This is a genomic window from Nocardia puris (genome assembly GCF_036051655.1).
In the GTDB taxonomy this organism is placed as follows: Bacteria; Actinomycetota; Actinomycetes; order Mycobacteriales; family Mycobacteriaceae; genus Nocardia; species Nocardia puris.
Genome location: NZ_CP107943.1, coordinates 5,553,796 through 5,578,506, shown reverse-complemented (window position 1 = coordinate 5,578,506; position 24,711 = coordinate 5,553,796). Strand labels below are relative to the sequence as shown.

The window sequence follows — 24,711 nt, the reverse complement described above, 5'->3', positions numbered from 1 at the left end:
CGTCCGTCAGAAGAAGGTGTGCACGAGGTCGACCACGCGCGGGTCGGCGGCGTCGGCGCTGTCGATCACGGGGATGAGCCGCCATTTGTCGAAGGCGGTGCAGGGGTGGGAGAGGCCGAGACGCACCACGGTGCCGATCTGCAGGTCGCCCGCCGCCGCGCCGGGCAGGCGCAGGAAAGTGTGCTGATCATTGAGCGCGGTCACCTGGGCGGCCGGGTTCACGTCCGAGAATCGTTGTCCGCCCGCGTATTGCGGCACGGGCAGTCCCTCGTCGAACGGGAAGTCGCGCTTGCCCGCGTCGAGCAGGGCGAGTTCGGGTTCCGGACGGGAGATCACGCGCGCCCAGCCGTGCATGGCCGAACGGAGCGGACGGTCGGCGCGGCCGGCGGCCAAGGGCGAGATGCCCGCGTAGAAGCCGTCGTCGTGCACGACATACGCGCCGCTGCGCAGCACCACCGCCGTCGGCGCACCGGCGCTTCCGGTCTCGTCCGCGAGCGGGGCCAGGCGTTCGACCACGAGATCCTGGAACGCGCTGCCGCCCGCCGTCACCACGGCGAAGTCCTCGTAGAGGTCGGTGAGATCGCGGTGCAGGCGCGCCATTTCGTCCAGGTAACCGCGCACCGCCGCGACACCGTCCGCGCCGCGATCGTGCGCCAGCGCGCCTTCGTATCCGGCGACACCCCCCAGGATCAACCTCCGGGAGCTCCGCACAGCCTCGGCCAGCGCCCGAGCGTCTTCGACACGACGAACCCCCGTACGCCCGTGCGCGCCACCGAGTTCCACGAGCACGCGCACGCGCACACCACCCGGCGTATCGGCGAGCGCGGCGTCCATCAGCGCGACACTCGCGAGATCGTCCACCCAGCAGCAGAATTCGAACTCCGGATCGCGGGCCAGTTCGCCGGCGAGCCAGCGCAGCGCCACCGGGTCCACCAGCGAGTTGGCGAGCACGATCCGCGAGACGCCGAACGCCCGCGCCGCCTGCACCTGCCACGGCGTCGCGAGAGTGATGCCCCAGCAGCCCGCCGCGACCTGCTCCGCCCACAGTTGGGGAGCCATCGTCGTCTTGCCGTGCGGGGCGAGTCGCACCCCGGCCCGGCGCGCCCACTCCCCCATCACCGCGAGGTTGGCGTCCAGGGTGGCGCGGTCGAGCGTGAGCAGTGGGGTCTGGAAGTCGTCGAGGCAGGGGTTGGTCGCGAGGAATTCGCGCACCGTGGCGCCCCACGCCGCGGGCGGCAGACTCTTGTGCTCAGGGCCCAGGGTGCGGTGGGCGAAGTCCTCGACGGCGGCGCGGCCGATCCGAACCGGACGATCCGGCACACGCGCCGCAGCACCGCCGGTGCCGTTCCCCGCCTGCCCCGCGCTGTCGCCGGTGCGCCGATCCGGCGACACCACGCCGCGGTGCGAGGTGACCCCACCCCGTGGTGCGTCGACATCGTGCGGGTGTTCGATGCCGTCGACGTGCACCGGGCCGCCGCCTTCGCTCGCGGTCGCCTCACGCGTGGGCTTCTCGTCTGTGGGCACGGCATTCCTTCCGGTGCGGAGCCGCCTCATCGCGACCCCTATCGGCTAGTGCTCTCTTCACATCAGTCATGCATTGCACATTTTGCAACGCATGTTGCGTATTGTGTTCGGTCTGGTTATTGTGCACAGACGTGAGCTGTGCCGCAAGAGCCGAAGGGAGTTCGCTGTGACGCGTCCCACGACGAACCGTCCGCGCGCCGTCACCGTCGGCGAGGGGCTGGCCGTGCTCGTCGCGCGTCCCGGCCCCCTCGAGGACTCGCCCGTCTTCGACCGGACGGCGGGCGGCGCGGAGGCGAACGTCGCCGCGGTGCTCGCCCGGCTGGGCGTGGACGCGGCGTGGCTGTCGCGGGTCGGCGACGACGGGTTCGGCCGCTACCTCACCGCGCAGCTCGGCGCGCGCGGCGTGGACGTGTCGGCCGTGGTCGTCGACCCGTCGCGCCCCACCGGGCTCTACGTCAAGGAACGCGGCGCCGGGTCCGGCTCCCCCACCGACCTGGCGGCGGGCACGAGCCGAATGCTGTACTACCGCAACGGTTCCGCCGCCAGCGCCCTCTCCGCCGCCGACCTCGAGACTCCCGGCGCACGGGGCTTGCTGGACAGCGCCGCGCTCGTGCACTACACGGGAATCACGGCTGCCCTGTCGGAGTCGGCCACCGCGCTCACCGAGGCGCTGACTCGGTTGTCGCGAGCGGACCGCTTGATCAGCTTCGATCTGAATTACCGTCCCGCCCTGTGGAGTTCGCGTCCGGCGGCCGACGTGCTCGCGCGGCTGGTCCGCGGCGGCGATGTGGTGTTCCTCGGGGCCGACGAGGCGCAGGAGGTGTTCGGCGTCGGCGACCCCGACGCATTGCGCGCCCTGTTCCCGGAGCCCCGGCAGTTGATCGTGAAGAACGACGGCAACTCCGTCACCGGCTTCGACGGCGGCGAACGCGTCGAGGTTCCCGCGCTGCGCCTCACCGTGACCGAGCGCATCGGCGCGGGCGACGCCTTCGCCGGCGGCTATCTCGCGGCGCTGCTGCACGGCGCTCCGCTGGTGCGGCGCCTGCGTTTCGGGCACCTGTGCGCGGCGGCCGCGCTCACCGGCACGGGCGATATCGCGGAGCTGCCGCCGCCCCCGGTGCTCGCCCTCGCGGCGGAACTGGACGAGTCCGATTGGGCCCGAACGGAATACCCGTCGGTGGTCATGGCCGAGAATGGACCGTCATGAGTCAGAGTTTGTCGCGCGCCCTCACGATTCTCGTTCTGCTGGGCGAGGATTCGCACTCCTTGGACCAGCTGGCGGCCCATCTCGGCGTGCACAAGTCGACGGTGCTGCGGCTGTTGCAGACGATGGAGGCGCAGCGCTTCGTCACCCACGACAGCCACCACCGGTACGTGCTGGGTTCGCGGCTGTTCGAACTGGCCAACCACGCGCTCGAGCAGCGGGACGTGCGCACCCTGGCGCGCCCGCACCTGAGCGCTCTCAACGCCGCCACCGGGCAGACCGTGCACCTGGCGGTCTACGAATCCGGCGAGGCCCTCTACATCGACAAGATCGACGCCACCCAGAGCGTGCGCATGTACTCGCGGGTGGGGCGGCCCGCGCCGCTGCACTGCACGGCCGTCGGCAAGGTACTGGTGAGCGGGCTGCCGCGCGCCGAATGGCGTGCCGTCGCCGAACGCCTCGACTACCACCCGTTCACCGACCGCACCATCACCACTCCGGAGCGCTACCTCGAGGAGTTGGAAAAGGTTGCGGCGCAAGGGTATGCGGAGGATCACGAGGAGCATGAGAGCTTCGTGAACTGCGTGGGCGTGCCGGTGCGCGACGGCACCGGAGCCGTGGTGGCCGCGCTGTCGATGTCGGTCCCCGATCTACTGCTCGACCACGAGCAGGTGCTGGCCGAACTGCCGCGCGTGCGCGCGGCGGCCGAGGCCGTTTCCGCCGAGCTCGGCTGGCACCCCGGCCGATCCGCAACGAAAGGTTGACGATGAGCGAGAAGACCGCGATCCGCACCACCGGCGCGCCCGCGCCCGCCCACACGTTCTCCCAAGGCGTGCGCAAGGGCCCGATTCTGCAGGTGTCGGGTCAGGGCCCGGTCGACCCCGCCACCAACGAGTACCTGTACCCCGGCGATGTGGCGGCCCAGACCCGCCGCACGCTGGAGAACGTGAAGGCGATCGTCGAGGCGGGCGGCGCGACGTTCGACGACGTGGTGATGCTGCGCGTCTACCTCACCACCCGCGACGATTTCGCCACCATGAACGAGGCGTACGGGGAGTTCGTCACGGCGCACTCGCCCGGCGGCGTGCTGCCCAGCCGCACCACGGTGTTCACCGGGTTGCCGCGCGAGGAGATGCTGGTCGAGATCGACGCCCTCGCCGTCCTCGGGGACTGACGCCAGCCGCGACAGGGTCGCGGCTGCGGCGCGCAGGGCTCGACTCGGAAAAAATCTCGAGAAAGTTCGTCCGCCGGTGTCCGATCGGGGCGGTCCCGTTCGTGGAGTCGGTGAGAGGCCGCCCACGCAGGGCCGCCACCGAAGGGCCCACGGCCCGGTGAGGACGCACGATCATGAAACTGACCACCGTCACGAACATCTCCCTCGACGGCGTGATGCAGGGACTCGGCCGCTCCGACGAGGACACCAGGGGCGGGTTCACGCGCGGCGGCTGGGCGCTGCCGCTGTTCGACGGCGACGCCGAGGCGCGCCTCGGCGCGATCTACCAGCGCGCCGACGCGTTCCTGTTCGGCCGCCGGACCTACGAGATCTTCGCCGACTCCTGGGGCGTGCTGCCGGATCCCGGCGACAACCCGATCGCGGGCCCCTTGAACAGCCGCCCGAAGTACGTCGTGTCGACCACCCTCACCGATCCGCGGTGGGCGCACACGACCGTCCTCTCCGGCGACGTCGCGGAGGCGGTCCGCGCGCTGAAGGCCGAGCGGGACGGTGAGATCCAGGTGCACGGCGGCGGTGCGACGATCCGCTGGCTGCTGGCCAACGACCTCGTGGACGAGATCACCCTGCTCACCTACCCCGTGATCGTCGGGCAGGGCACGCGGCTGTTCCCCGCCGACGGGCCGGACGTGGCGCTCGACCTGGTCGAATCCGGGACCTTCGCCCGCGGTATCACGCTCCAGACCTACCGGCCGCACGGCCGCCCCCGGTACGCCACCCTCACCGACGAAACGAACCGCGTGTCCTGAGGGGCGCTGGAAGACTCGAGACCGTCGCCGTCCGGCGGTGTTCTGCCGGAGGCCCCGACCACAGGAGTGGACATGCAATATCTGGTTTCCGTGATCGACGACAAGACCGGCTCCGCTACCCCCGACGAGATGACCGACATCCGCGCCTACAACGACCGGCTCCGGGCGCAGGGCAACTGGGTCTTCGCGGGCGGTCTCGCCGCGCCCGCCACGGCCACCGTCGTGGACAACCGGGACGGCACGCCGCTGTTCACCGACGGCCCGTTCGTGGAGTCGAAGGAATACATGGCGGGTTTCTGGATCCTCGAGGCGCCCGATCTCGACGCCGCGCTCGCCCTCGCCGCCGAAGGATCGAAGGTCTGCCGGCGGCCGGTGGAGGTCCGGCCGTTCCTGAGCGACCCGGAGTGACCGACGCGCGGGAGGCGATCACCCGGGCGCACCACGCCGAGTGGGCCCGGGTGGTGGCCGCGCTCACCAAGCGTTTCGGGGATCTCGACATCGCCGAGGAGGCGGCGGCCGAGGCGTTCGCGACCGCCGTCGAACGCTGGCCGTCCGACGGCGTGCCGCCCAATCCCGGCGCCTGGCTCACCACCACCGCCACCCGCAAGGCCCTCGATCGGATCCGGCGCGAGCACAAGCGCGACGACAAACACCGGGAGGCCCGGATCGTGTCCGACGACGACCCGCCCGCATCGCCCGGCGCCATCGACGACGACCGGCTCCGGCTGATCTTCACGTGCTGTCATCCCGCACTCGCGCCGGAGGCACGCGTGGCGCTGACGCTGCGCATGGTCGGCGGGTTGACCGTGCCCGAGATCGCCCGCGCGTTCCTGGTGCGGGAGAGCGCGATGGCGCGGCGGATCACCCGCGCGAAGGACAAGATAGCGGCCGCGCGCATCCCGTATCGGGTGCCGTCGGCCGAGGATCTGCCCGCGCGGGTCTCGGGGGTGCTGGCCGTGCTGTATCTGGTCTTCAACGAGGGGTATCTGGCGACCGGCCCCGGGACCGATCCGGTCCGCCACGACCTGACCGCCGAGGCGATCCGGCTCACCCGCCTCGTCCGCACCCTGCTGCCCGACGACGGCGAGGTGGCCGGGCTGCTCGCGCTGATGCTGCTCACCGACGCTCGCCGTACCGCCCGGGTGTCGGCGAACGGCGAACTGGTGCCGATCCACGAACAGGACCGCGCGGCGTGGGATCCGGAACTGATCGCGGAGGGACATCGGCTGGTGCGCGAGCGGCTGGCTTCGGGCGTCGCGCCGGGCCGCTACCAGATCCTCGCCGCCGTCAACGCCGTCCACACCTCCGCCCGCGCGATGCGCGACACCGACTGGTCGCAGATCGTCGCCCTCTACGACCAACTCACCCACCTCGACCCGTCGCCCCTCATCGCCCTCAACCGCGCCATCGCGGTCTCCGAACTAGACGGGCCGGAGGTGGGTTTGGCCGCCCTCGACCGCCTCGCGGAACCGCTCAGCGCGTATCACGCTTACCACGCGACCCGCGCGGATCTGCTGCGCCGCGTGGGTCGCGGCGGGGAATCGCGCGCGGCCTACGACCGGGCCATCGAGTTGGCGGGGAATTCCGCCGAGATCGCCTACCTGCGACGGCGGCGCGACGAGTCGGGGTAATTCGCCTGCCCGAATCCGCTGAAACGACCGGCGAAGTCCTGCTCGACGGCACCCGTCGGCGACGTCCCCCAGACGGCATCGATGCGTTCACGCGGGACCGAACGGTCGGCGCGCAATTGCGCGACATAGAACGCCGACACGGATCATGGACCGTCGAACAAGCTTGCGCCGCAGCCTTTTACCCCGCCGAGGCGCGGAACCTGCTGCCGCGGCACAACTCCGCGGGCCAGATCCAACGCGCCGCCCTCGCCGCCGCCCTGCTCACCGCCCCCACCATCCTCGTCGCCGACAGCCCGACCGCCTCCCTGGACCAGGGCACCGCCTACGGCGTATGGAAATCCCTCCGCGAATACGCCGACTCCGGTGCCGCCGTCCTCACCCTCACCCACGACATCCCCCTCCTCACCACCATCGGCTACGCCGACCGCCTGGTGATCATGAGCAAGGGCGAATCGTCGCCGACGGAACCTTGGAGGAACTCTCGGCGTCCGAGGATCCGTTGGTGCAGATGTATTTTCGAAGTTCCTGAACGGGGGCGAGGAGATTCGCGGCGGTGAGTCAATGTCTCGCGGCCGCGCGGAGCCGGTCGAATGCGCGGGGAGATGGATCGCCCTCGACGTACGCCTTGATCCGGGCAGAGCAAGCTTCGATGCTGCCGGTGCCGGTGTCGACCTCGAGGTCGTACATCGCCTGTGCGTGCACCTGGCCGATTTGCCCGGCGGCGGTACCGAGCGGGCGATCGCCACGCTGTTGTTCACGACGTTGCAATTCTTCGAGGGAGCAGTGAACCCCGACGAAAACCACGTCGATGCCGGCCATGACGGTGAGGCAGTCGCGAAGCCGCCAGGGTTCGCTGAGCACGTGATCCACGATGACGTCGTTGCCTGCCGAGGCCATCGCGGCGACCGCTCGATGGAATCCCGCGCGAGTTCGCCGAAGGACTGCGGCGAGGGTGGTGTCATCGAGTTCGTGCGTGCGAGTTGGCGAACGCATCGCCCCGATCATGTCCGCGCTCATGTGGAAGAAGGGCCGGTCGAGGTCGGGAACGACGGGAATCGACAGCCGCGCGGATTCCTATCGCGGCGTGACCGAGAAGGGCGCGGCCCGGCTCTACGATGAGTGCGGAGCTCGCCATGGAGGTCAACGATGCGAAAGCGGTGGTGACGGGCGCTTCCGGTGGACTCGGTGGCGCGATCGCCCGCGCCCTGCACGGCCGGGGAGCCGAACTCGTCCTCACCGATCGGCGGGAGGGGGCGCTCGCGCCGCTGGCCGCGCAGTTGGGCGGGGCCGAAGTCGTGATCTGCGATCTCGCCGATCGCCGACAGGTCGACGAACTCCTGGACCGATCGGCCGGCGCCGATATCGTGGTCGCCAACGCGGCGCTGCCCGCCACAGGGAGACTCGAGGACTTCACGCAGGAAGAATTGGACCGGGCGCTCGACGTGAATCTGCGGGTGCCGATGCTGATGACGCTGCGATTGCTACCGGCAATGGTGGGCCGGGGGCGCGGCCATTTCGTGTATATCGCGTCGATCGCGGGCAAGATCCCCAGCGCCCGGCTGCCCGTGTACTCGGCGACGAAGTACGGGCTGCGCGGGTTCTGCGCGTCGCTGCGCCAGGATCTGCGCGGCACCGGTGTCAGCGCGTCGGTGGTGTTTCCCGAGTCGGTCGTGGACGCCGGAATGCTGGCCGACGCGCGGCTGGGCGCGTCACCGGGGGCGAAGGGAACGACGTCCGACGCCGTCGGACGCGCCGTGGTCACGGCCGTCGACAAGGACCGCGCGGAAATAGATGTCGCCGACCTGCCGGTCCGCATCGCGGCCAAATCCGCTGGTCTGGCACCGGGACTCATGGCCCGGCTGACGCAGCGGAGGGACGCGATCGCCTATGCCGAACAGTTGAGCGAGGGGTTGGGGCGTATTCGCTGAGGGCACCGACCGCGATCACCTGGAGCCCAACACCTTCCACTACGGACGTTTCGTTCAGCTCGTTGAGCTGTCCCGCGTCCGCAGGATCGCCTCCGCCGTGGCGGCAACCGTCCGATCCCCATCCCCGGACAACGCGACGAGCACCTCCCGCGCCTCCGCCCCCGGAATCTCCGCCAGCGCCTGGGTGATTCGCGAGCGGGCCGGTGCGTAGGTGGTCTTCCGAAGCTTGTCCCACATGGTCCGGACCAGGTCGGCGGCGGGGATCGATCCATCGGCCAGCGCACCGAGGGTTTCGGCGGCTTCGACGTCGGATCTTCCGTCGGTGACCATTTCGAGCAGAGCGGGCACCACGTCGACCACGCCGCGCACGCCCAGGGCCAACGCCGCGCGGTCGCGGACCGTCACCGCACCATCGTCGAAAGCCTTGCGCAGCAACGCCGTAGCCTCCGGGGTGCGCAGTTCGGCGATGGCGGCGACGGCGCGGCGGCGGACCCGGACCGTCGGCGAGTCCAGGCCGGCGGCCAGTTCCGCCAACCCCTCCCCCTCGGCCCGCGCCAGCGACCACCGCAGTGCCCCGGCCACGTTCGGGTCGTCTTCGGCGAGCGCCGCCTCGACCAGTGATTCGACCGGCAGCGACGCGCCGCCGTGCTGCGCGAGCACCGCTTGCTGGCGGCGGGCCCCGGATTCGGATTCGAGCGCGCGCAGCAACGTCACCACGCCGATCACGTCACCCCACTGCGCGGGCGCGGCCGCCTCCACGCGCTCGAGTTTCCTGAGCAGTTCCTCCTGCGCGGCGATGCGGGCCCGCGTGTGCCGGATGAGTTCGCCCACCAGGGCGCCGGGTGTGGCGCCCGGCTCGTCCAAGGCCCGGCCGACCTCGCTCGAGGAGAGTCCGAGGCTGCGCAGGCATTCGACGCGGAACAGGCGGCGGATGTCGTCGGCGGAGTACTCGCGATACCCGCCGGAGGTGCGCAGCGTGGGCTGCACCAACCCCAGCCGGTCGTAGTGGCGCAGCATCCTGGTGCTGACGCCCGACTGCCGCGACACCTCACCGATCAACATCCGAACGCCCTTCCCTAAGTGTCCGAACCGATTGTGTTCGAGCCGATTACGGCGACACGCTTGGCCGCCTCGACCGCGAGGGTGAACCCGCTCTCGGGGTCGAGCCGGAGTCGTTCGGTGGCTTCGGCGTGGGCGCGCACGCGCGGATCCGGGCTCGCCATGGCGGCGGCGAGCACGGGCGCGGCGGCCTCGTCGAGCGCCGCCAGCGCGCGACTCAGACTCAGGTGCATCTCCCGATCGCCCCGGCCGAGGGCGGCGGCCAAATCGGCGGCAAGCCCTTCCGCCGCGCCGTGCGGCACGAGCACCACCGCGGCCCGCCACGCGCTGAGCGCGACCTCGTCGTGCTCGTCGTGCAGCAGGCCCGACACCGCAGGCCAGGCGCCGCGGTCCCCGATCTTCGACAGGGTGTGCAGCGCTTGGCTGCGCGCCTGCGCCCGCTCCGACCGGAGTTCGGCCAGCAGCCTGGGCACGGTGATGTCCGCGGGCAGCCGGCACAACGCCCAGGTCAGCATGTCCCGGACGAAGAAGTCCGGCTCCACGGCGCAGCGCGCCACCAGGGTTTCGGCGAAGCGCGGATCGCCCAGCGTGCCCACCTCGAGCGCCGCCCGCAGCCGGGCCGACGCATCCGGGGCGGCCAGAGCGGTGGCGAGGCGGGCGTCCGGCCCGCCGCGATGGGTTGTGTTCACGACAACCACCTCCTTCGCCCACCACTCAAGACCTTGTCACAGTGTCAAGGTCAAGCGGAACTATCCGGCGCGGATGATCTGGGCGAGGAATTCGGCGTTCGTCTCGGTCTGACGCAGACCCGTGAGCAGCAGTTCGAGGGCCTGTTGCGGCTCGCGGCCGGAGAGAGTCTTGCGCAGGGAATGCGTGGCGGCGAGTTCGTCGACGGTGAGCAGCAGTTCCTCCTTGCGGGTGCTGGAACGGCTGAGGTCGATCGCCGGGAAGAGGCGGCGATCCGCGAGCTGGCGGTCGAGCTTCAGTTCGGCATTGCCGGTGCCCTTGTACTCCTCGAAGATCACGGTGTCGGCGAGGGAGCCGGTCTCCACCAGCGCGGTCGCGATGATGGTGAGCGAGCCGCCGTGCTCGATATTGCGGGCGGCGCCGAGGAACTTCTTCGGCGGGGCCAGCGCGCCGGCGTCGACGCCGCCGGAGAGGATGCGACCGGAGCCGGTGGCGGCCAGGTTGTAGGCGCGGGCCAGGCGGGTGAGCGAGTCCAGCAGCACCACCACGTCGCGGCCCATCTCGACCAGTCGCTTGGCGTGTTCGATGGCGAGTTCGGCCAGGGCGATGTGGTCCGGGGCGGGGAGGTCGAAGGTGGCGGCGGCGACGTCGGCGGGCACCGCGCGGGACAGGTCGGTGACCTCCTCCGGGCGTTCGCCGACGAGCACCAGCATCAGGTGGCATTCGGGGTGGTTCTTGGCGATGCCGTGCGCGATCGATTGCAGCACCGTGGTTTTGCCCGCCTTGGGCGGCGCGACGACAAGGGCGCGCTGCCCCTTGCCGATCGGCATGGCCAGATCTGTTGCCCGCGTGATCATCTCGTGCGATTCGGTTTCCAGCCGCAGGCGGTCGCGCGGGTAGATCGGCACCAGATCGCCGAAATGCGGCCGGTTGCGGGCCTTCTCGGGCGGCAGGCCGTTGACGCTGTCGACGCGGGCCAGCGGCGGGAGTTTCGCGTTGTCGCGCCGGGGCCCGAGGGTGCCGACGACGGTGTCGCCCCGGCGCAGCCCGTGCTCGCGGATCAACCGCGTCGGCACGTGCGCGTCGCCGGGTCCGGGCAGGTAGCCCTCCACACGCAGCGCGGGGGTGTTGCCCGTGATGTCGAGGATGCCGGTGACCGTTTCCCGGTCGTCGGCGTCCCGATTCTGAATAGTGTTGTCCTGCATGATTTCTCCTGAAGTGAGTGAGGTGCGGCGGATCGCCGCGAACACCGCCCGTCGAGAGGGGCGGCGACTGCCGAGCTACGCCGGCGATGTGCGGATACCGCGACGGATGAGACCGCCGGGGCGAACATGGATTCTCGTGGGAGGTATCACCTGCGACCACGAGCTGCAGACCGCATCAACGGTAGCGGCATTCGGCACAACGCGCAACAGTCCCGCTTTTGTTCCCCCGGTAGTGATGCCGCTCGCACATCGACCCCGGGCGGGTCCCGCCGGAATAGACTCCGACCAGGATCTTTCCGGCGACAAGGTGGTCACCATGAGCACGAGGGCAGGTGCGCGGCGCTCCTCCGTGCGGTGGCTCAAAGCCGCGAGTCACCTGCTGGCGGGGCTGGCCGCCGGGTTCGTGCTGTGGGTGCTGTGTGTCGTCGCGTGCTGGCCGTTCGCGTGGTTCGCGATCGCCCTGGGATCGGTTCTGACACTGGCGATCTGGACCCTCGCGAGTGCGATCTACGCGATCCGCACGAGGGGTCGGAGCCGCGCCCTCGATCACCTGCTGTTCTTGGCAGGTTCCGGGGTCGTGCCGATTCTCTACGGCAGCATCATGTCGTTCGGCTTGGCGACGCTCTGACGCCCGGCACCCGGCGTGGTGCCGAAGTGCCTGCGATACGCCCGACGGAACGTGGACGGGTCGGAGAATCCGGACTGTTCCACCACGTCCGACACGGTCAGCCCGGATTCGAGCAGGCTCGCCGCCCGGGTCAGTCGCGCCACGCGGATGCCGCGGGCGGGGGAACTGCCCGACTCGGCGAACGCGGCCTGGAGGTAGCGCAGGGAGACGTGCAATTCGCGGGCGAGCGTCACCGGGGTGAGGTCCGGGTCCCCCGCGCGGATGGCGATCAGATCGCGCGCCTTCTCGAACAGCGCGCGCCGCTCCAGCACCGAGGTGCGTTCGCGGGCGAGGCGGAGTTCGTCCTCGACCGCCAACCGGTCCAGCACGGTCAGCGTGATCAGCTGCATGCGCGCGGCGTCGAGGCGCAGCTCCGACGCCGACCACGACACCGGCAGCGCGACGCCGGTGCGCCGGATCATCCACTCGGTGCCGCCCCGCGACGGCAGCGTGCCCCCGGCGGCGCGCAGGATCGGGCAGGTCGAGCGGTCGTAGGGCGCGCCGTCGATGTGGTGATGATGGAAGGCGGCGTGACTACAGCAGCCCACCACGTCGTCGTCGCCGCGATAGCCGAGGACCGACAGCGCCGAGCGGTTGATCATCACGATCCGCCCGGTCTGGTCCACGACCCACGCGGCCTGATCCATCGAATGGACCACCTGCCGCGCCACGGCGATTGCGGCTGTACTCATCGTTGTTCGCGCTTCCGTACCGAAAAGGCCAGTGTAGGTCCGCGATTGTTACGTCTCCGGCGCATTCCGTTACGCCGCCGTTAATCGATTCCGCCATCCGGAACCGTGCGCGAATTGCCCATTCCCGTGCGCCCTTTTCGCTTCTGCGCGACCCGCGCGAAATGGTCGACTGAACGCAGCGCACCGACGGTGGTGCGGGTGAGAGGAGTGCCGATGGACGCCATCATGGACAAAGCCGAAGCCACGAAACACGTCGTGTCGCAACGCATCAGGAAGAAGGTCACCTGGCGCGAGATCGCGGCGGAAATCGGCAGGCCCGCGGCGTGGACGATCGCCGCCCTGCACGGGCAGCATCCGATGCCCGAACCCGAGGCCCGCGCGGTGGGCGCGCTGCTCGATCTCGACGACGCCGTGGTCGAGGCGCTGCGCACCCAGCCCTACCGCGGCACGTTCGACAATCCGGTGCCCAGCGACCCGACGATCTATCGCTTCTACGAGGCGCTCAACGTCTACGGGCCCGCGATCAAGGAATTGATTCACGAGGAGTTCGGCGACGGCATCATGAGCGCCATCAATTTCACCCTCACGGTCGAACGCCGCCCCGATCCCGACGGCGATCGCGTGGTGGTGACCCTCGACGGGAAATTCCTCGACTACAAGTTCTGACCGCTCTCGCGATCCGAGAACACCCGTTCTCGCGACGCACACCGTATCGGAGATGAATGATGCCGACCGCCAGCCAACCATTCGCACGGGGCCGCAACACATCCCGCGCGCCGAGAGAGGCGTGAGGATGCCGGGCCCGCTGCCCCGCAGGCGGTTCCTGGGTATCGGCGCCGCGGTCGCCGGCGCGTACGCCACCGCGGCGTGCGCGCCCATCGCGCCCCCGCCGCCCGCCGCCGCACCGGCGTCCGGCACCACCGTGCCCGGCGTCGCCCTCGAGCCGTTGCCGGGTATCGAAAAGCCGAAGATCACCGTCGGATTCATTCCGATCACCTGTTCCTCGCCGATCGTGAACGCCAAGGCGCTCGGGATATACGCCAAGCACGGCCTGGACGTGACGCTGAAGAAGTTCTCCGGCTGGGCCGAGGTGTGGGCGGCCTACGCCACGGGCGAGATCGACGCGACGCACATGCTCGCCCCGATGCCGCTGGCCATCGACCAGGGGCTGGCCTCCGGACGGATGCGCACCCGGTTGCCGCTGATCACCAACACCAACGGTCAGGCGATCACCTTGCACCGCAAGCACTTCGGACGGGTGCGCGGCCCGGAGGACTTCGCGGGGATGCGGCTGGGCGTGCCGTTCGACTACTCGGTGCACAACCTGCTGATCCGCGACTTCCTCAGCCGGGGCGGACTCGATCCCGACACCGATGTGGAGCTGCGGGTGCTGCGGCCGCCGGATATGGTCGCCAACCTCATGACCGGCGGCGTCGACGGCTATCTCGGGCCCGATCCGTTCAACCAGCGCGCCGTCGCGACCGGCGCCGGGTACCTGTTCACGCTCACGCGTGACCTGTGGGCGGGGCACCCGTGCTGCGGGTTCGGCGTGAACGACGAGTTCGCGCAAGCGAATCCGGTGACCTACCAGGCGCTCACCCGCGCCGTCCACGACGCCGCGCTGTGGAGCGACAAGGCCGAGAACCGCGCCGCCGCAGCACGTTCCATGGCACCGGAGCAGTTCCTGAACCAGCAACCGCAACTGCTCGAGGCCATCCTCACCGGCGAGTTCCAGGACGGCACCGGGATCGCCCGCCGGGTGCCCGACCGGGTCCGGTTCGAGCCGTATCCGCAGGAGGCGTTCGGGATCTGGATGCTGACGCAGTTCCAGCGGTGGGGGCTGGCCGGCGCCGGCCGCTGGACGACGGCGCAAGAGTATCGCGACACGGTTCGCTCGGTGTTCGACGCCGACGCCTCGCGCGCCGCGTTCACCGCGCTGGGCGTCCCGCCGCCCGCCCCGGCGACCGAATTGCTCATCAACGGCCGCCGATTCGACCCCGACCATCCCTCGCACTGGACCGTGAAGCAGGTATCGACGACATGACCCGAGACCTCACCCTGGACAAGACCATCGCTTCGCCCGCCGAAAAGGCGAGCCCCCCACCGGACACCGCGCCGAGCGTGCTCGCGAAGATCGCCGCCGACCGGGCGGCACTGCGCGCCCAGGTGGCCGGTGCGGTGCTGCTCTTCCTGGCGATCTCGGTGGTGGGCATCGGGATCTGGTCGGTGGCGACCGCCGACCAAGGCGCCGACGGTCTCGCGCCGACCCCGGGCGGCACCTGGGACCAAGTGGTGTCCATCCTGAAAGATCCGTTCTACGTGACCGGCCCGGCCAGTGTCGGCATCTTCTGGCACTTGGTCGCCAGCTTGCAGCGGGTGCTCACCGGCTTCCTCCTCGCCGCGGTGATCGCCATTCCGCTCGGATTCCTGCTCGGGAACTCGGCCCGGATCCGGTGGGCCACCGAACCTTTCGTGCAGGTGCTGCGCCCGGTCTCGCCGCTCGCCTGGCTGCCGCTGGGTTTGGCGCTGCTGCGGGATTCGGAGAACACGGCGATCTTCGTGATCGTGATGGCCTCGCTGTGGCCGATCCTGCTCAACACCATCGACGGCGTGCAGAAGGTGAACCCGCTCTACATGCAGTTGGCGCGCACGCTGGAAGCCTCACGCGCCCAGGTGATCCGGAGTATCCAGCTGCCCGCCGCACTGCCCTCGATTCTCACCGGGCTGCGCCTGTCGCTGTCGACGGGGTGGCTGGTGATCATCGCGGCGGAAATGCTCGTCGGCAGCCGCGGGATGGGCTATTTCGTCTGGAACCAATGGAATCGGCTGTCCGTCCCGGCCATCGTGGTCGCGATTCTGCTCATCGGCGCGGTCGGGTTCGTCCTCGACCGGCTCGTGGTGTGGGGCGCGAAACAGATCCCGCACGGCTGACCGTTCTTCGACCAGGAAGTGAATATCATGACCACCCACCAGGATTCGGACGATCCGCGCGCCGGTTCTCTCGCTCTGGAGAACGTCGAGAAGTGGTATCCGGCCAAACCTCACTGGAATCAGGTGCTCGCGCCCACCTCGCTCACCGTCGACGAAGGACAGTTCGTCACGCTGATCGGCCCCTCGGGGTGCGGGAAGTCGACGGTGCTGTCGATGATCGCGGGGCTCACCGAGCCCGACGGCGGTCTGCTCTGGCTCGACCGGCGCCCCATCACCGGCCCCGGCCACGACCGGGGCGTGGTATTCCAGCAACATGTGCTGCTGCCGTGGCTGACCGCGCGCGAGAACGTGCTGTTCGCGCTGAACTGCGCCCGCGCCGAGTTGCCGAAGCGGGAGCGCGCCGACCTCGCCGATCACTACCTCGATATGGTGAAACTGGCCGCGCACAAGGACAAGAAGCCGGCACAACTGTCGGGCGGCATGCAGCAGCGGGTGGGCATCGCGCGGGCGTTCGCGTTGCAGCCCGAGGTGTTGCTGCTCGATGAACCGTTCGGCGCGCTCGACGCCCTCACCCGCGTGGACCTCCAGGGCGAACTGCTGCGGCTGTGGGAGTCCGAGCGCCGCACCGTCGTCATGGTGACCCACGACGTCGACGAGGCCATCGTGCTGTCCGATCGCATCCTGGTGATGTCGCACGGGCCCGCCGCCACCATCACCCAGGACATCCGCGTGCCGTTCGCCCGCCCCCGCAACCAGTCCGACCTCAACCGCGACCAGACCTTCTACGAACTCCGCAGCACCCTGCTCGACTCCCTCACCGCGCCCCGGCCCGACGTGGCCGCCTGAGGGTGATTGTCTCGCGCGTACGGCTCGGTTAGCGTCCCCTGTCCGTACCTCGCGATCAGAAGGGTTATTCCGATGGCGCCGTTGGCCCGCGTTCAGAACTTCACCGTCTCCCGGGACGGGTACGGCTCCGGGGAGGGACAGAGCGCGGAGCGTCCCTTCGGGCATGCCGACGGCAAGGACGTGCGGATCGGCGGCGGTGTCGCCACCGTGCGCGAATTCCTCGACGCCGACCTGGTCGACACGCTGCACGTCGCGGTGGCGCCGATCGAACTCGGGCGCGGCGAACGCCTGTGGACCAGCCCCGACGATCTCACCGACCGGTTCCATCCGGAGCGGGTCCCTAGCCCGAGCGGCGTCGTCCACCACTTCTTCTGGCGCACGTGACGGTCGGGATCTCGCGGGCTCGCCCTGTCCCGAGTTGCCCTGTCCCGAGTTGCCCTATCCCGAGTTGCGCAGCGCGGTGGCCAAGCCGTTCATGGTGAGGAGGATGCCGCGTTTGACGAGTTCGGAGTCGTCGCCGGAGCGCAGGCGGCGCAGCAGCTCCACCTGCATCTGGTTGAGGGGCTCCAGGTAGGGGAAGCGGTTGTGGATGGACTCGGCGAGGGAGGGGTTGTCGGCCAGCAGTTCGGGGTTGCCGGTGATGGCGGCGTGCATGCGCAGGGTGCGGGCGTGCTCGTCGCGGATCATGCCGAAGATGTTGTCGCGCAACGCCTGATCGGTGACGAGGTCGGCGTAGCGGGCGGCGATGTCGAGGTCGCTCTTGGCGAGCACCTGCGCCATGTTCGACAGCACCGTCCGGAAGAACGGCCACCGGTGATACAGGTCGGTGAGGGTGGCGAGGCGGCCGGGATCGCCGCCCACCCACTCCTCGAGGGCGGTGCCGGTGCCGTACCAGCCGGGGAGCATGACGCGGGCCTGGCTCCACGACATCACCCACGGGATGGCGCGCAGGTCGGCGACCGAGTTGGTCGGTTTCCGCGAGGCGGGCCTGCTGCCGATATTGAGATCGCCCACCTCCGCGACCGGGGTGGACTGGCGGAAATACGCGACGAATCCGGGTGTTTCGTGCACGAGCCGCGCGTAGGCGGCGCGGGCGCGGGCCGCGAGATCGTCCATGAGTTCGTAGGAGGGCTCGGCGTCGGGGCCGAGACCTTCCACGTCCAGCAGCGTCGATTCCAGGGTGCCCGCGATCAAGGATTCCAGATTGCGGTGCGCCGCACGGGATTCGGCGTACTTCGCGGCGATCACCTCGCCCTGTTCGGTGAGGCGCAGCGACCCGCGCACCGCCCCGGCCGGTTGGGCGAGGATGGCGTCGTAGCTGCGGCCGCCGCCGCGGCCCACGGTGCCGCCGCGACCGTGGAAGAGCCGCAACCGGATTCCGGTCTTGCGCGCGACTTCGACCAGATCGAGTTCGGCCCGGTACAGCGCCCAGTTGGCGGCGAGGTAGCCGCCGTCCTTGTTGGAGTCGGAGTAGCCGAGCATGACCTCCTGGCGCATACCGTTGGCGGACACCAGATCCCGGTACACCGGCACCTCCAGCGCGGCCGACAGCGTGGCCGCACCCGCGCCGAGGTCTTCGATGGTCTCGAACAGCGGGACGATGTTCACCGGGCAGCGCGCCGCCCCCTCCGGCGCGCCGGGATCCAGCAGCCCGCCCTCCTTCAGCAGCAGCGCCGCCTCCAGCATGTCGCTCACCGACGTGCACATGCTGATGATGTAGTTCGGCACCGCCTCCTCGCCGAAGGTGTCCACGACTTCCTTCGCCGCGCGGACGATGCCGACCTCCTTGGCGGCGAGCTCGCTGAGCCGGGCGTTCGCGCCCAACAGCGGACGGCGGGTGCGCAATTCGGCGGCGAGCAGCTCCACCCGCTCGGCCTCGGACAGGTTCGCGTAGTCGGCGTGCACGCCCGCCCAGGCCAGCAGTTCGGCGACGACCTGTTCGTGCACCTCCGAGTTCTGCCGCATGTCGAGGCCTTGGAGGTGGAAGCCGAAGGTCTCGAGGGCGTGGCGCAGCGCGGCGAGGCGGTCGTCGGCGATCAAGCCGTCACCGGTGGCGCGCAGGGAGGCGTCGATCGCGTCGAGATCGTCGAGCACCGATTGCGGCGTCGGATAGGGCTCGGCCGCGATATCGGTGACACCGTCGGCGGGCGGGGCGCCCAGCGCCGCCGTGGCGGTCGCGGTGAGCCGGGCCCGGATGCGGTGCAGCGCACGGCGATACGGTTCGTCGGCGAAGGTGGCGGGGTCGGGATACCCGGCCTCGGCCAGTGCCGCGACCTCGGGCGTCACCGTCACCAGGCGCGCCGACTGCGCGAGCGACTTCTCCAGCTCCACCAGCTCGCGCAGGTAGCGGCCGAAGGCCACGGCGGCGGCCTGGCGCGCCGCGTGCCGCACGACATCGGCGGTGACGTAAGGGTTTCCGTCGCGGTCGCCGCCGATCCACGAGCCGGGCCGCAGGATCGGGCGCGGCAGCAGGCCGGCGTCGGGCCAGCGCGCGCGCAGCGCCGCCCGTACCTCGGCGTTGATCGCGGGGATCACGTCGAACAGGGTGAGTTCGTAGTAGCGCAGGCCGACGGCGATCTCGTCCTGAATCCGCAAGCGCGCCAACCGGATCAGCGCCGTCCGCCACAGCGACAGCACCTGGCGGCGGATATCGAGGTCGATCGCGGCGCGCTCGGGTTCGGCGTCGGTGTAGCGCTGGCGGCGGCGCATCAGATCGGTGATGGCGGTCTGGCCGTCGAAGACGGTGCGCCGCCGGGTCTCGGTGGGGTGCGCGGTGATGACCGGCGAGACGAGCGCGTCGGTGAGCAGATCGGCCACGCGGTCGGCGTCGAGCGCGGCGGCGTCGAGTTTGCCGTAGGTGGCGGCCAGCGACGAATCCTGCGGCGGCTCCCCCGCGCCCACGTGCACGGCGCGGCGGCGGTCGCGCTGGATGTCCTCGGCGAGGTTGGCCAGCAGCACGAAATAGCTGAACGCCCGGATCAGCGGCAGCGCGACGGCGATGTCGACGTCTTCGAGCATCTCCGCGACCGCGCTGCGCTCCACCTCCTCGCGCCGCACCCGGAACGCCTCCACCCGCACCCGCTCGATGAGGTCGAACACCTCAGGGCCCTCGTGATCGCGAATCGTGTCGCCGAGCACGCCACCCAGGAACCGGATGTCGTCGCGCAGCGGCCGCGTCGCGTCCTGTGCCGTCTCGATCCGCGCCTCAGTCATGCGTCCGACCCTACTGCCGGCACCCCGTGCCGCGCGCCCGACACGATCGGGGTCACAACCGCGCGGTGGTTCGTCGGGCTCAACGTTCCGGCCAGTACCAGGCGGGTTCGTCCAGCAATCCCTGCCCGCGCAGGGTGGTCGCGCCGGATTCCTTGACCAGTTCGAGGGTGTGGGCGGCGGGGTCGTGCGCGGTGATGGCGTGGCGCAGGGCGTCGGCGTGGGTGACGACCACGACCTGGGTGGATTCGGCGGCGGTGGCGACGAGTTCGCCGAGCGGGGCGAGCAGGTCGGGGTGCAGGCTGGTCTCGGGCTCGTTGAGGACCAGCAGCTCCGGCGGCCGGGGCGTGAGCAGCGCGGCGACCAGCAGCAGGTAGCGCAGGGTGCCGTCGGACACCTCCGCCGCGCCGAGCGGGCGCAGCAGGCCCGGCTGGTGCAGCAGCAGTTCGAACCGCCCATCCCTGGCGACGATGTCGACCCGGCTACCGGGGAACGCGTGATCGACGGCCTCGCTCAACTTCTCGTCGTCGCCGATCTCGCGAATGGTCTGCCACGCGGCGGCCAGATCCGCGCCGTCGTGGGCCAGCGCCATGGTCCTGGTGCCCAGGCGCGGGGTGCGGGCGGGTGCGTCGGCGTCGGTGCGCAGGTGGTCGTAGAAGCGCCAGGAGCGGATGCGTTCGCGCAGCACCAGCAGGTCGGGCGCGCGCTGCGGGTCGGCGAGTTCGGTGAGCATGGTCTCGTAGGGCCGCAGGGTGTGCGGCACCAGCGACCAGTCGCCGTCGTCGGCGCGCAGCCGCACCACCGGACCACCGCGTTCGGCGAGCGTGGTGACCGGGCGCAGCACCGGCCCCGCCCACACCGCCTCCGCCTTGATCTCCGGATCGCGGCCGAACAGCGTTCCCGCGCCGCCGGGAATCGGAATGCCCAGGTCGGCGGCGTAACCGAAATCCTCGCCCGCGAAACCCAGTCGCAGCGCCAGCGATTCGTCGCGCGCCGTGCGCCCCGGACCGGCCCACAGCGTCGAGTCGAGCCCGCCCTCGGCCGCGAGCGCCGCCACCGCGCCCTCGCGCGCGAACCCCGCCAGCAACCGCAGCACCCGGTACAGGCTGGACTTGCCGCTGCCGTTCGCGCCCGTGATCACGGTCAGCCGGCCCAGCGGCAACACCAGCCTGCGCAGCGAGCGGTAGTTCTCGACGGCGAGGGTGGTCAGCATGGCCCCAGGCTAGCCAGGCGGCTCAGAGCGCGCGGATCACCCGGGCCGGGTTGCCCGCGGCGAACACGCGCTCGGGCAGGTCGCGGGTCACCACGCTGCCCGCGCCGACCACCGTGTTCGACCCCACCGTCACGCCCGGACACACGATGACGCCGCCGCCGAACCAGACGTTATCGCCGATCGCGATCGGCGCGGCCGACTCCCAGCGCTGCCGCCGGGCCTCGTGGTCCGCCATCGGATGCAGCGCGGTGAGCAGCTGGCAGCGTGGGCCGATCGACACGTCGTCACCGATCGTGATCGGCGCGCAGTCCAGCAGGATGGCGTCGTAGTTGAGGAAGCTGTTCGCGCCGATCTCGATGAGATGGCCGTAGTCGCACTGGAATCGCGGCATGATCCACGACCCCTCGCCCAGTTTGCCGAGCAACTGCCGCAGCAGGACCTCGCGGCGGCCGGTCTCGTCCGGTCCCGTCCGATTGAATTCGTCGCACAGCGCCTGCGCCCGCCGTCGTTCGGCCACCAGTTCCGGGTCGCTGTCCTTGTAGAGCTCCCCGCTCAGCATTCGCCGCTTCTGTTCTCCCACCGGGCCAACAGTAGCTGTGGGCGTCAGCCCGCCCGGTGCGCGGCGGGTGGGGCGACGCGGTGCGCCAGCACCTGTTCGAGCAGCGCGACCAGCACCTCCTTCACCGAATCACGCTGGCGCGCATCGCATTCGAGCAGCGGGATCCACTCGTCGAGATCGAGGGCTTCGCGGACTTCGTCGAGGGCGAAGTGCGCACCGCCTTCGAAGCGGTTCACCACCACCACGAACGGGATGGCGCGCTCCTCGAAGTAGTCGAGCACCGGGTAGCAGTCCTCCACCCGGTCGGTGTCGACCACGATCACCGCGCCGAGCGCGCCATCGGACAGATCGTCCCAGAGGAAGACGAACCGATCCTGGCCCGGTGTGCCGAACAGATAGAGCAGCAGCGAGCTGTCCAGCGTGATCCGGCCGAAATCCAGCGCGACGGTGGTCTGAGTCTTGTCGGCGCGGTGGCCCGCGTCGTCCACCCCCACCGAGAACTCGGTCATGGCGGCCTCGGTGACGAGCGGTTCGATCTCGGAGATGGCGCCGATGAACGTGGTCTTGCCGACGCCGAATCCGCCGCTCACGACGATCTTCACCGACGACTGGGGCGATGCTGGGGTGTCAGAGTGCGCGGACAAGATCCCTGATCCTCTCGATGGCGGCGGTGGAGAGCTCCTCGGCGGCGCGCACCGTCACGTGTCCTGCGGCGGCCAGATCGCTCACCACGACCCTCGCGACGCCCACCGGGACGCGCAGCGCCGCGCCGATCTCGGCGATGGAATGCGGCCGCTGACACAGCAGGACGACCGTGCGTTCCTCGAAGCGCAACGGCGCCGACAGCGCGGCGGGCGTGGCGTGCACGAGTGTTTCGATGCGCAGATCGTCGCGCAGCGGCAGGGTGCGGCCCGCCGTCACGACGAACGGCCGGACCACGGAATCCGCACCGTCGGTGGGCTTTTCGGCAGTGTCGTGGCTCGGATTCGCCGGGTCGAACCACCCGCCGGGACGGGTCACCGGGATCATGCGCGGGTCCGGCAGTCGCGGCAGGTCCGGATCGCTCATCTGCGCAACGACTCTCGCAGCCGGGAGATGAGCGCCGGGTCGAGCAGCGCGCCCGCGCGGTCGGCGAGCACCGCCATCTCGTAGCCGACCAGGCCCACATCGCAGCCGCCGTCGGCGATCACGCCCAGGCAGCTGCCGTCGCCGAGCGCCGACACCAGCAGAAACCCGCGGCGCATCTCGATCATGATGAGCTTCAGCCCGTCGAAGGCGTAGCTGCGCGAGGCGCTCCTGGCCAGGCCGGACAGTCCGGACACGATGGCGGCCAACCGGTCGGCACCGGCCCGGTCCAGCCCGTCGGACATGGCGATGAGCAGGCCGTCGGAGGACACCGCGACGGTGTCACGCACCCCGTCGGTGTCGCGGACGAAATTGGCCAGCATCCAGTTGAAGGTGTGCGGGTCGGCGGTCGGTCGCAGATCGGTCCGGCGGGGAGAACGCGAGCCCGTTCTCGATGAGTTCGGCGAGGATGTGCGCCAGTTCGCTCACCGCCGCGCCCGCGATGGCGACCTCGTCCACCCGGCGCAGCACCACGCGACGGTAGTCGTCCACTTCGGACAGGCCCGCGCGGATCACATCGGTGAGGGCGATCGGTGCGGCCCAGCTCCGGGGGCTGCCCTCGCCGACGAGCACGAGCAGGCTCTCGGCGTTGCGGCGCATGCGGGTGGCGAGGTGATCCAGCTCGAACAGGTTCGACAATGCCTTCGGGTCGAGTTCCTCGCGCTCGAACTCGCTGATCAGGCCGAGCTGCCTGCGCACGAGATTCTGGTTGCGGCGGGCCAGGTTCGCCATCGACTCGGTCGAATTGCGCCGCAGCAGCGCCTGTTCCGAGGCCAGCGCGTACGCGGTGTCCTGGACGCGGTCCAAAGCGCCTGCCACGGCCTCGATCTCGACCGACGCGCCGGGCGGGGTGCGGACCGGCGCCGGTCGATCCGGCGTCGTCTCGGGGTCGGCGTGCCAGGCGGCGATCACCTCGGGCAGGCGGCGGCTCGCCACGTCGTCGGCCACGTCGGCCAGCTCGGCCAAGGGACGCACGATCGCGCGCATGCTCGCCACCACCAGCGCGACCTCCGCCGCGACGGCGGCCAGCGCGGCGAGCGCGAAGATCAGCAGCACCAGGGCGGCGCGGTCACGCAGGTCGTCGGCGCGGTCGCGCACGGCGTCGCCGACCGCCTGCTGCACGACGCGCTGCTCGTCGATCACCGCCGTCATCCGGGCCCACCAGTCGCCGGGATCGACCGGGCGCACCAGCGGCCCCGCCGCCGAGTCCACCGCGACCCGCTCGGATTCCGCCGCGCGCGTGGCGTTCTCGCCGGCCAGCGCGGCGGCGAGCAGGTCCCGGTGCGCGGGGGTGGCATCGCGGGTGAAGGCGGCGAGCGCGATCGTCTTCGCGGCGCGGATGTCGAGGAACTGCACGTACTCGCCGGGCCCGAATCCGCCCGCCGCGAAGACGCCGTTGAGGAACCCGCGTTCCCGGGCGGTCTGTTCCTTCGCCTCACCCAGCGTGGACAGGGCGAGCAGCCCGCGGCGCACGGCGGCGTCGTCGGCGTGGTCCAGGCCGAGGCGCAGGTGGTTCAGGGTGTCGATGGCGTCGGTGTAGAACTGGAACGCGGCCTGCCTGCCGAGGCGGCGCTCGTCGATCTGGGCGCGCACCGCGGGCAACGCGGCCAAACGCCCGACGGCCGCCCGCACCTGATCCGAACCCGGTGCGCCGGAGGATGATTCGCCGTCCAGCGCGCGCAGGGCTCGATCCGTGGCGCTCCGCTGGTCGGCCACCGCGCCCGCCAGCCCGGCGTCCCCGCCGAGCATGCCGTTGCTCAAACCGCGTTCGCGCTGCGCCTCGTGCAGGACGTCCTGGACCGCCAGGGCGAGCGACACCGACTCGGCGGCCGCGCCGGCGCGCTGGTACGCCCGCACCTGCGCGGCGGCGGTGACCGCCAGCAGCGCGAAAACCACCGCGAGCGACACGGCGAGAATCCGGGCGAGCCGCCCGCGAATGGTGCGCGGACGCACGAGACCGCCGACAAAGCCGGCGCGCCCGGACGGACCGGTCGCCACGCCGGACGGCCGGGGTCCGGACCGCATTCGCACCACGGAAGCTCCTCGCGCGTTCGCCGCGACGGCCCGAACCGGCCCCCACGGGATTCACGAGCAAACTGCCACAGGGCCTCGGGAGCGTCAACGCGAAAAAGCGACAATCCGGACATCTCGCGGGTTGTCAACACGCTGGTAATCAACAATTTTCGAGATTTCGTTCCGCTCACCGCGCGGCGCGGGACGCGGTGCACCGCGCGACCGGCGCGGCGCACT

General features: G+C 70.5%; 25 protein-coding genes and 2 pseudogenes. 14 read left to right on the top strand and 13 right to left on the bottom strand.

Annotation, left to right across the window (positions count from 1 at the left end):
* Positions 1-6: 6 nt before the first annotated feature.
* Complete coding sequence (locus OHB21_RS25660) at positions 7-1,299, bottom strand: type III PLP-dependent enzyme domain-containing protein (protein ID WP_067506807.1); 1,293 nt, start codon at positions 1,297-1,299, stop codon at positions 7-9.
* Between the two features lie 391 nt (positions 1,300-1,690).
* On the opposite strand from OHB21_RS25660, the gene OHB21_RS25655 reads away from it, so the two are divergent.
* The 7 genes from OHB21_RS25655 to OHB21_RS25625 all read left to right on the top strand — a co-directional run bounded on the left by OHB21_RS25655 (position 1,691) and on the right by OHB21_RS25625 (position 6,896).
* Positions 1,691-2,731 carry a sugar kinase gene (locus OHB21_RS25655; protein WP_232331694.1) on the top strand — a complete coding sequence of 347 codons (1,041 nt, stop codon included), beginning with the start codon at positions 1,691-1,693 and terminating at the stop codon, positions 2,729-2,731.
* Positions 2,728-3,492, top strand: coding sequence for an IclR family transcriptional regulator (locus OHB21_RS25650; RefSeq protein WP_067506634.1), 765 nt, complete (start codon positions 2,728-2,730; stop codon positions 3,490-3,492). Before OHB21_RS25655 ends, OHB21_RS25650 begins: the two co-directional genes overlap by 4 nt.
* A 2-nt stretch (positions 3,493-3,494) precedes the next feature.
* Complete coding sequence (locus OHB21_RS25645; protein ID WP_067506637.1) at positions 3,495-3,902, top strand: RidA family protein; 408 nt, start codon at positions 3,495-3,497, stop codon at positions 3,900-3,902.
* A 173-nt stretch (positions 3,903-4,075) separates the two neighbouring features.
* Positions 4,076-4,708, top strand: coding sequence for a dihydrofolate reductase family protein (locus tag OHB21_RS25640; protein WP_067506640.1), 633 nt, complete (start codon positions 4,076-4,078; stop codon positions 4,706-4,708).
* Between the two features lie 72 nt (positions 4,709-4,780).
* Entirely contained in the window at positions 4,781-5,116 is a 336-nt protein-coding gene (locus OHB21_RS25635; RefSeq protein WP_067506813.1) for a YciI family protein, read from the top strand.
* Entirely contained in the window at positions 5,113-6,339 is a 1,227-nt protein-coding gene (locus tag OHB21_RS25630) for an RNA polymerase sigma factor (RefSeq protein WP_067506643.1), read from the top strand. The genes OHB21_RS25635 and OHB21_RS25630 overlap by 4 nt, the downstream gene beginning before the upstream one ends.
* Before the next feature lie 116 nt (positions 6,340-6,455).
* Positions 6,456-6,896, top strand: a complete 441-nt coding sequence (locus tag OHB21_RS25625) for an ATP-binding cassette domain-containing protein (protein WP_195125873.1) — start codon at positions 6,456-6,458, stop codon at positions 6,894-6,896.
* A 1-nt stretch (position 6,897) separates the two neighbouring features.
* Here the strand turns inward: OHB21_RS25625 and OHB21_RS25620 are convergent, their stop codons facing one another.
* Positions 6,898-7,395: a chloramphenicol phosphotransferase CPT family protein gene (locus OHB21_RS25620; RefSeq protein WP_267898912.1), complete on the bottom strand. Its 498-nt coding sequence runs from the start codon at positions 7,393-7,395 to the stop codon at positions 6,898-6,900.
* A 77-nt stretch (positions 7,396-7,472) separates the two neighbouring features.
* Between OHB21_RS25620 and OHB21_RS25615 the strand changes: the two genes are divergently transcribed.
* The gene (locus OHB21_RS25615; protein WP_195125872.1) at positions 7,473-8,267 is read left to right on the top strand and encodes an SDR family NAD(P)-dependent oxidoreductase; all 795 of its coding nucleotides are present in this window, start codon (positions 7,473-7,475) and stop codon (positions 8,265-8,267) included.
* Positions 8,268-8,321: 54 nt separating this feature from the next.
* On the opposite strand, the gene OHB21_RS25610 is transcribed toward OHB21_RS25615, so the two are convergent.
* The 3 genes and pseudogenes from OHB21_RS25610 to OHB21_RS25600 all read right to left on the bottom strand — a co-directional run.
* Positions 8,322-9,329 (bottom strand): MerR family transcriptional regulator, encoded by a 1,008-nt coding sequence (locus OHB21_RS25610; RefSeq protein ID WP_195125871.1) that lies wholly within the window; start codon positions 9,327-9,329, stop codon positions 8,322-8,324.
* A 14-nt stretch (positions 9,330-9,343) separates the two neighbouring features.
* Positions 9,344-10,024 carry a HEAT repeat domain-containing protein gene (locus tag OHB21_RS25605; protein WP_195125870.1) on the bottom strand — a complete coding sequence of 227 codons (681 nt, stop codon included), beginning with the start codon at positions 10,022-10,024 and terminating at the stop codon, positions 9,344-9,346.
* 51 nt (positions 10,025-10,075) lie between these two features.
* Positions 10,076-11,290: pseudogene (locus tag OHB21_RS25600) on the bottom strand (transcription termination factor Rho, short form); the annotation flags it as partial.
* A 244-nt stretch (positions 11,291-11,534) separates the two neighbouring features.
* Between OHB21_RS25600 and OHB21_RS25595 the strand changes: the two are divergent.
* Positions 11,535-11,846, top strand: coding sequence for a hypothetical protein (locus tag OHB21_RS25595; RefSeq protein WP_195125869.1), 312 nt, complete (start codon positions 11,535-11,537; stop codon positions 11,844-11,846).
* Here the strand turns inward: OHB21_RS25595 and OHB21_RS25590 are convergent.
* Entirely contained in the window at positions 11,807-12,577 is a 771-nt protein-coding gene (locus tag OHB21_RS25590; protein ID WP_195125868.1) for a helix-turn-helix domain-containing protein, read from the bottom strand. The genes OHB21_RS25595 and OHB21_RS25590 overlap by 40 nt on opposite strands.
* A gap of 213 nt (positions 12,578-12,790) precedes the next feature.
* Between OHB21_RS25590 and cynS the strand changes: the two genes are divergently transcribed.
* The 5 genes and pseudogenes from cynS to OHB21_RS25565 all read left to right on the top strand — a co-directional run.
* Entirely contained in the window at positions 12,791-13,243 is a 453-nt protein-coding gene (gene cynS / locus OHB21_RS25585) for a cyanase (protein WP_067506668.1), read from the top strand.
* 127 nt (positions 13,244-13,370) lie between these two features.
* Complete coding sequence (locus OHB21_RS25580) at positions 13,371-14,621, top strand: ABC transporter substrate-binding protein (protein ID WP_195125867.1); 1,251 nt, start codon at positions 13,371-13,373, stop codon at positions 14,619-14,621.
* Complete coding sequence (locus OHB21_RS25575) at positions 14,618-15,508, top strand: ABC transporter permease (RefSeq protein WP_195125866.1); 891 nt, start codon at positions 14,618-14,620, stop codon at positions 15,506-15,508. The genes OHB21_RS25580 and OHB21_RS25575 overlap by 4 nt, the downstream gene beginning before the upstream one ends.
* Before the next feature lie 27 nt (positions 15,509-15,535).
* Positions 15,536-16,354, top strand: coding sequence for an ABC transporter ATP-binding protein (locus OHB21_RS25570; RefSeq protein ID WP_067506819.1), 819 nt, complete (start codon positions 15,536-15,538; stop codon positions 16,352-16,354).
* 162 nt (positions 16,355-16,516) lie between these two features.
* Positions 16,517-16,738, top strand: a pseudogene (locus OHB21_RS25565) (dihydrofolate reductase family protein); the annotation flags it as partial.
* A 54-nt stretch (positions 16,739-16,792) separates the two neighbouring features.
* On the opposite strand, the gene ppc reads toward OHB21_RS25565, so the two are convergent.
* The 7 genes from ppc to OHB21_RS25530 form a co-directional block, all read right to left on the bottom strand.
* Positions 16,793-19,567, bottom strand: coding sequence for a phosphoenolpyruvate carboxylase (ppc, locus tag OHB21_RS25560; RefSeq protein ID WP_067506679.1), 2,775 nt, complete (start codon positions 19,565-19,567; stop codon positions 16,793-16,795).
* A 79-nt stretch (positions 19,568-19,646) separates the two neighbouring features.
* Complete coding sequence (locus OHB21_RS25555; RefSeq protein WP_195125864.1) at positions 19,647-20,777, bottom strand: AAA family ATPase; 1,131 nt, start codon at positions 20,775-20,777, stop codon at positions 19,647-19,649.
* Between the two features lie 22 nt (positions 20,778-20,799).
* On the bottom strand, positions 20,800-21,336 hold the full coding sequence (locus OHB21_RS25550; protein WP_228791517.1) for a sugar O-acetyltransferase: 537 nt from the start codon (positions 21,334-21,336) through the stop codon (positions 20,800-20,802).
* A gap of 44 nt (positions 21,337-21,380) precedes the next feature.
* The gene (locus OHB21_RS25545) at positions 21,381-21,983 is read right to left on the bottom strand and encodes a GTP-binding protein (RefSeq protein WP_324192153.1); all 603 of its coding nucleotides are present in this window, start codon (positions 21,981-21,983) and stop codon (positions 21,381-21,383) included.
* A complete protein-coding gene (locus OHB21_RS25540; protein WP_195125861.1) occupies positions 21,964-22,404 on the bottom strand; it encodes a DUF742 domain-containing protein in 441 nt (146 codons plus the stop codon). The genes OHB21_RS25545 and OHB21_RS25540 overlap by 20 nt, the downstream gene beginning before the upstream one ends.
* The gene (locus tag OHB21_RS25535; protein ID WP_113975209.1) at positions 22,401-22,784 is read right to left on the bottom strand and encodes a roadblock/LC7 domain-containing protein; all 384 of its coding nucleotides are present in this window, start codon (positions 22,782-22,784) and stop codon (positions 22,401-22,403) included. The genes OHB21_RS25540 and OHB21_RS25535 overlap by 4 nt, the downstream gene beginning before the upstream one ends.
* The gene (locus OHB21_RS25530; RefSeq protein WP_195125899.1) at positions 22,744-24,486 is read right to left on the bottom strand and encodes a sensor histidine kinase; all 1,743 of its coding nucleotides are present in this window, start codon (positions 24,484-24,486) and stop codon (positions 22,744-22,746) included. The genes OHB21_RS25535 and OHB21_RS25530 overlap by 41 nt, the downstream gene beginning before the upstream one ends.
* Positions 24,487-24,711: the final 225 nt, after the last annotated feature.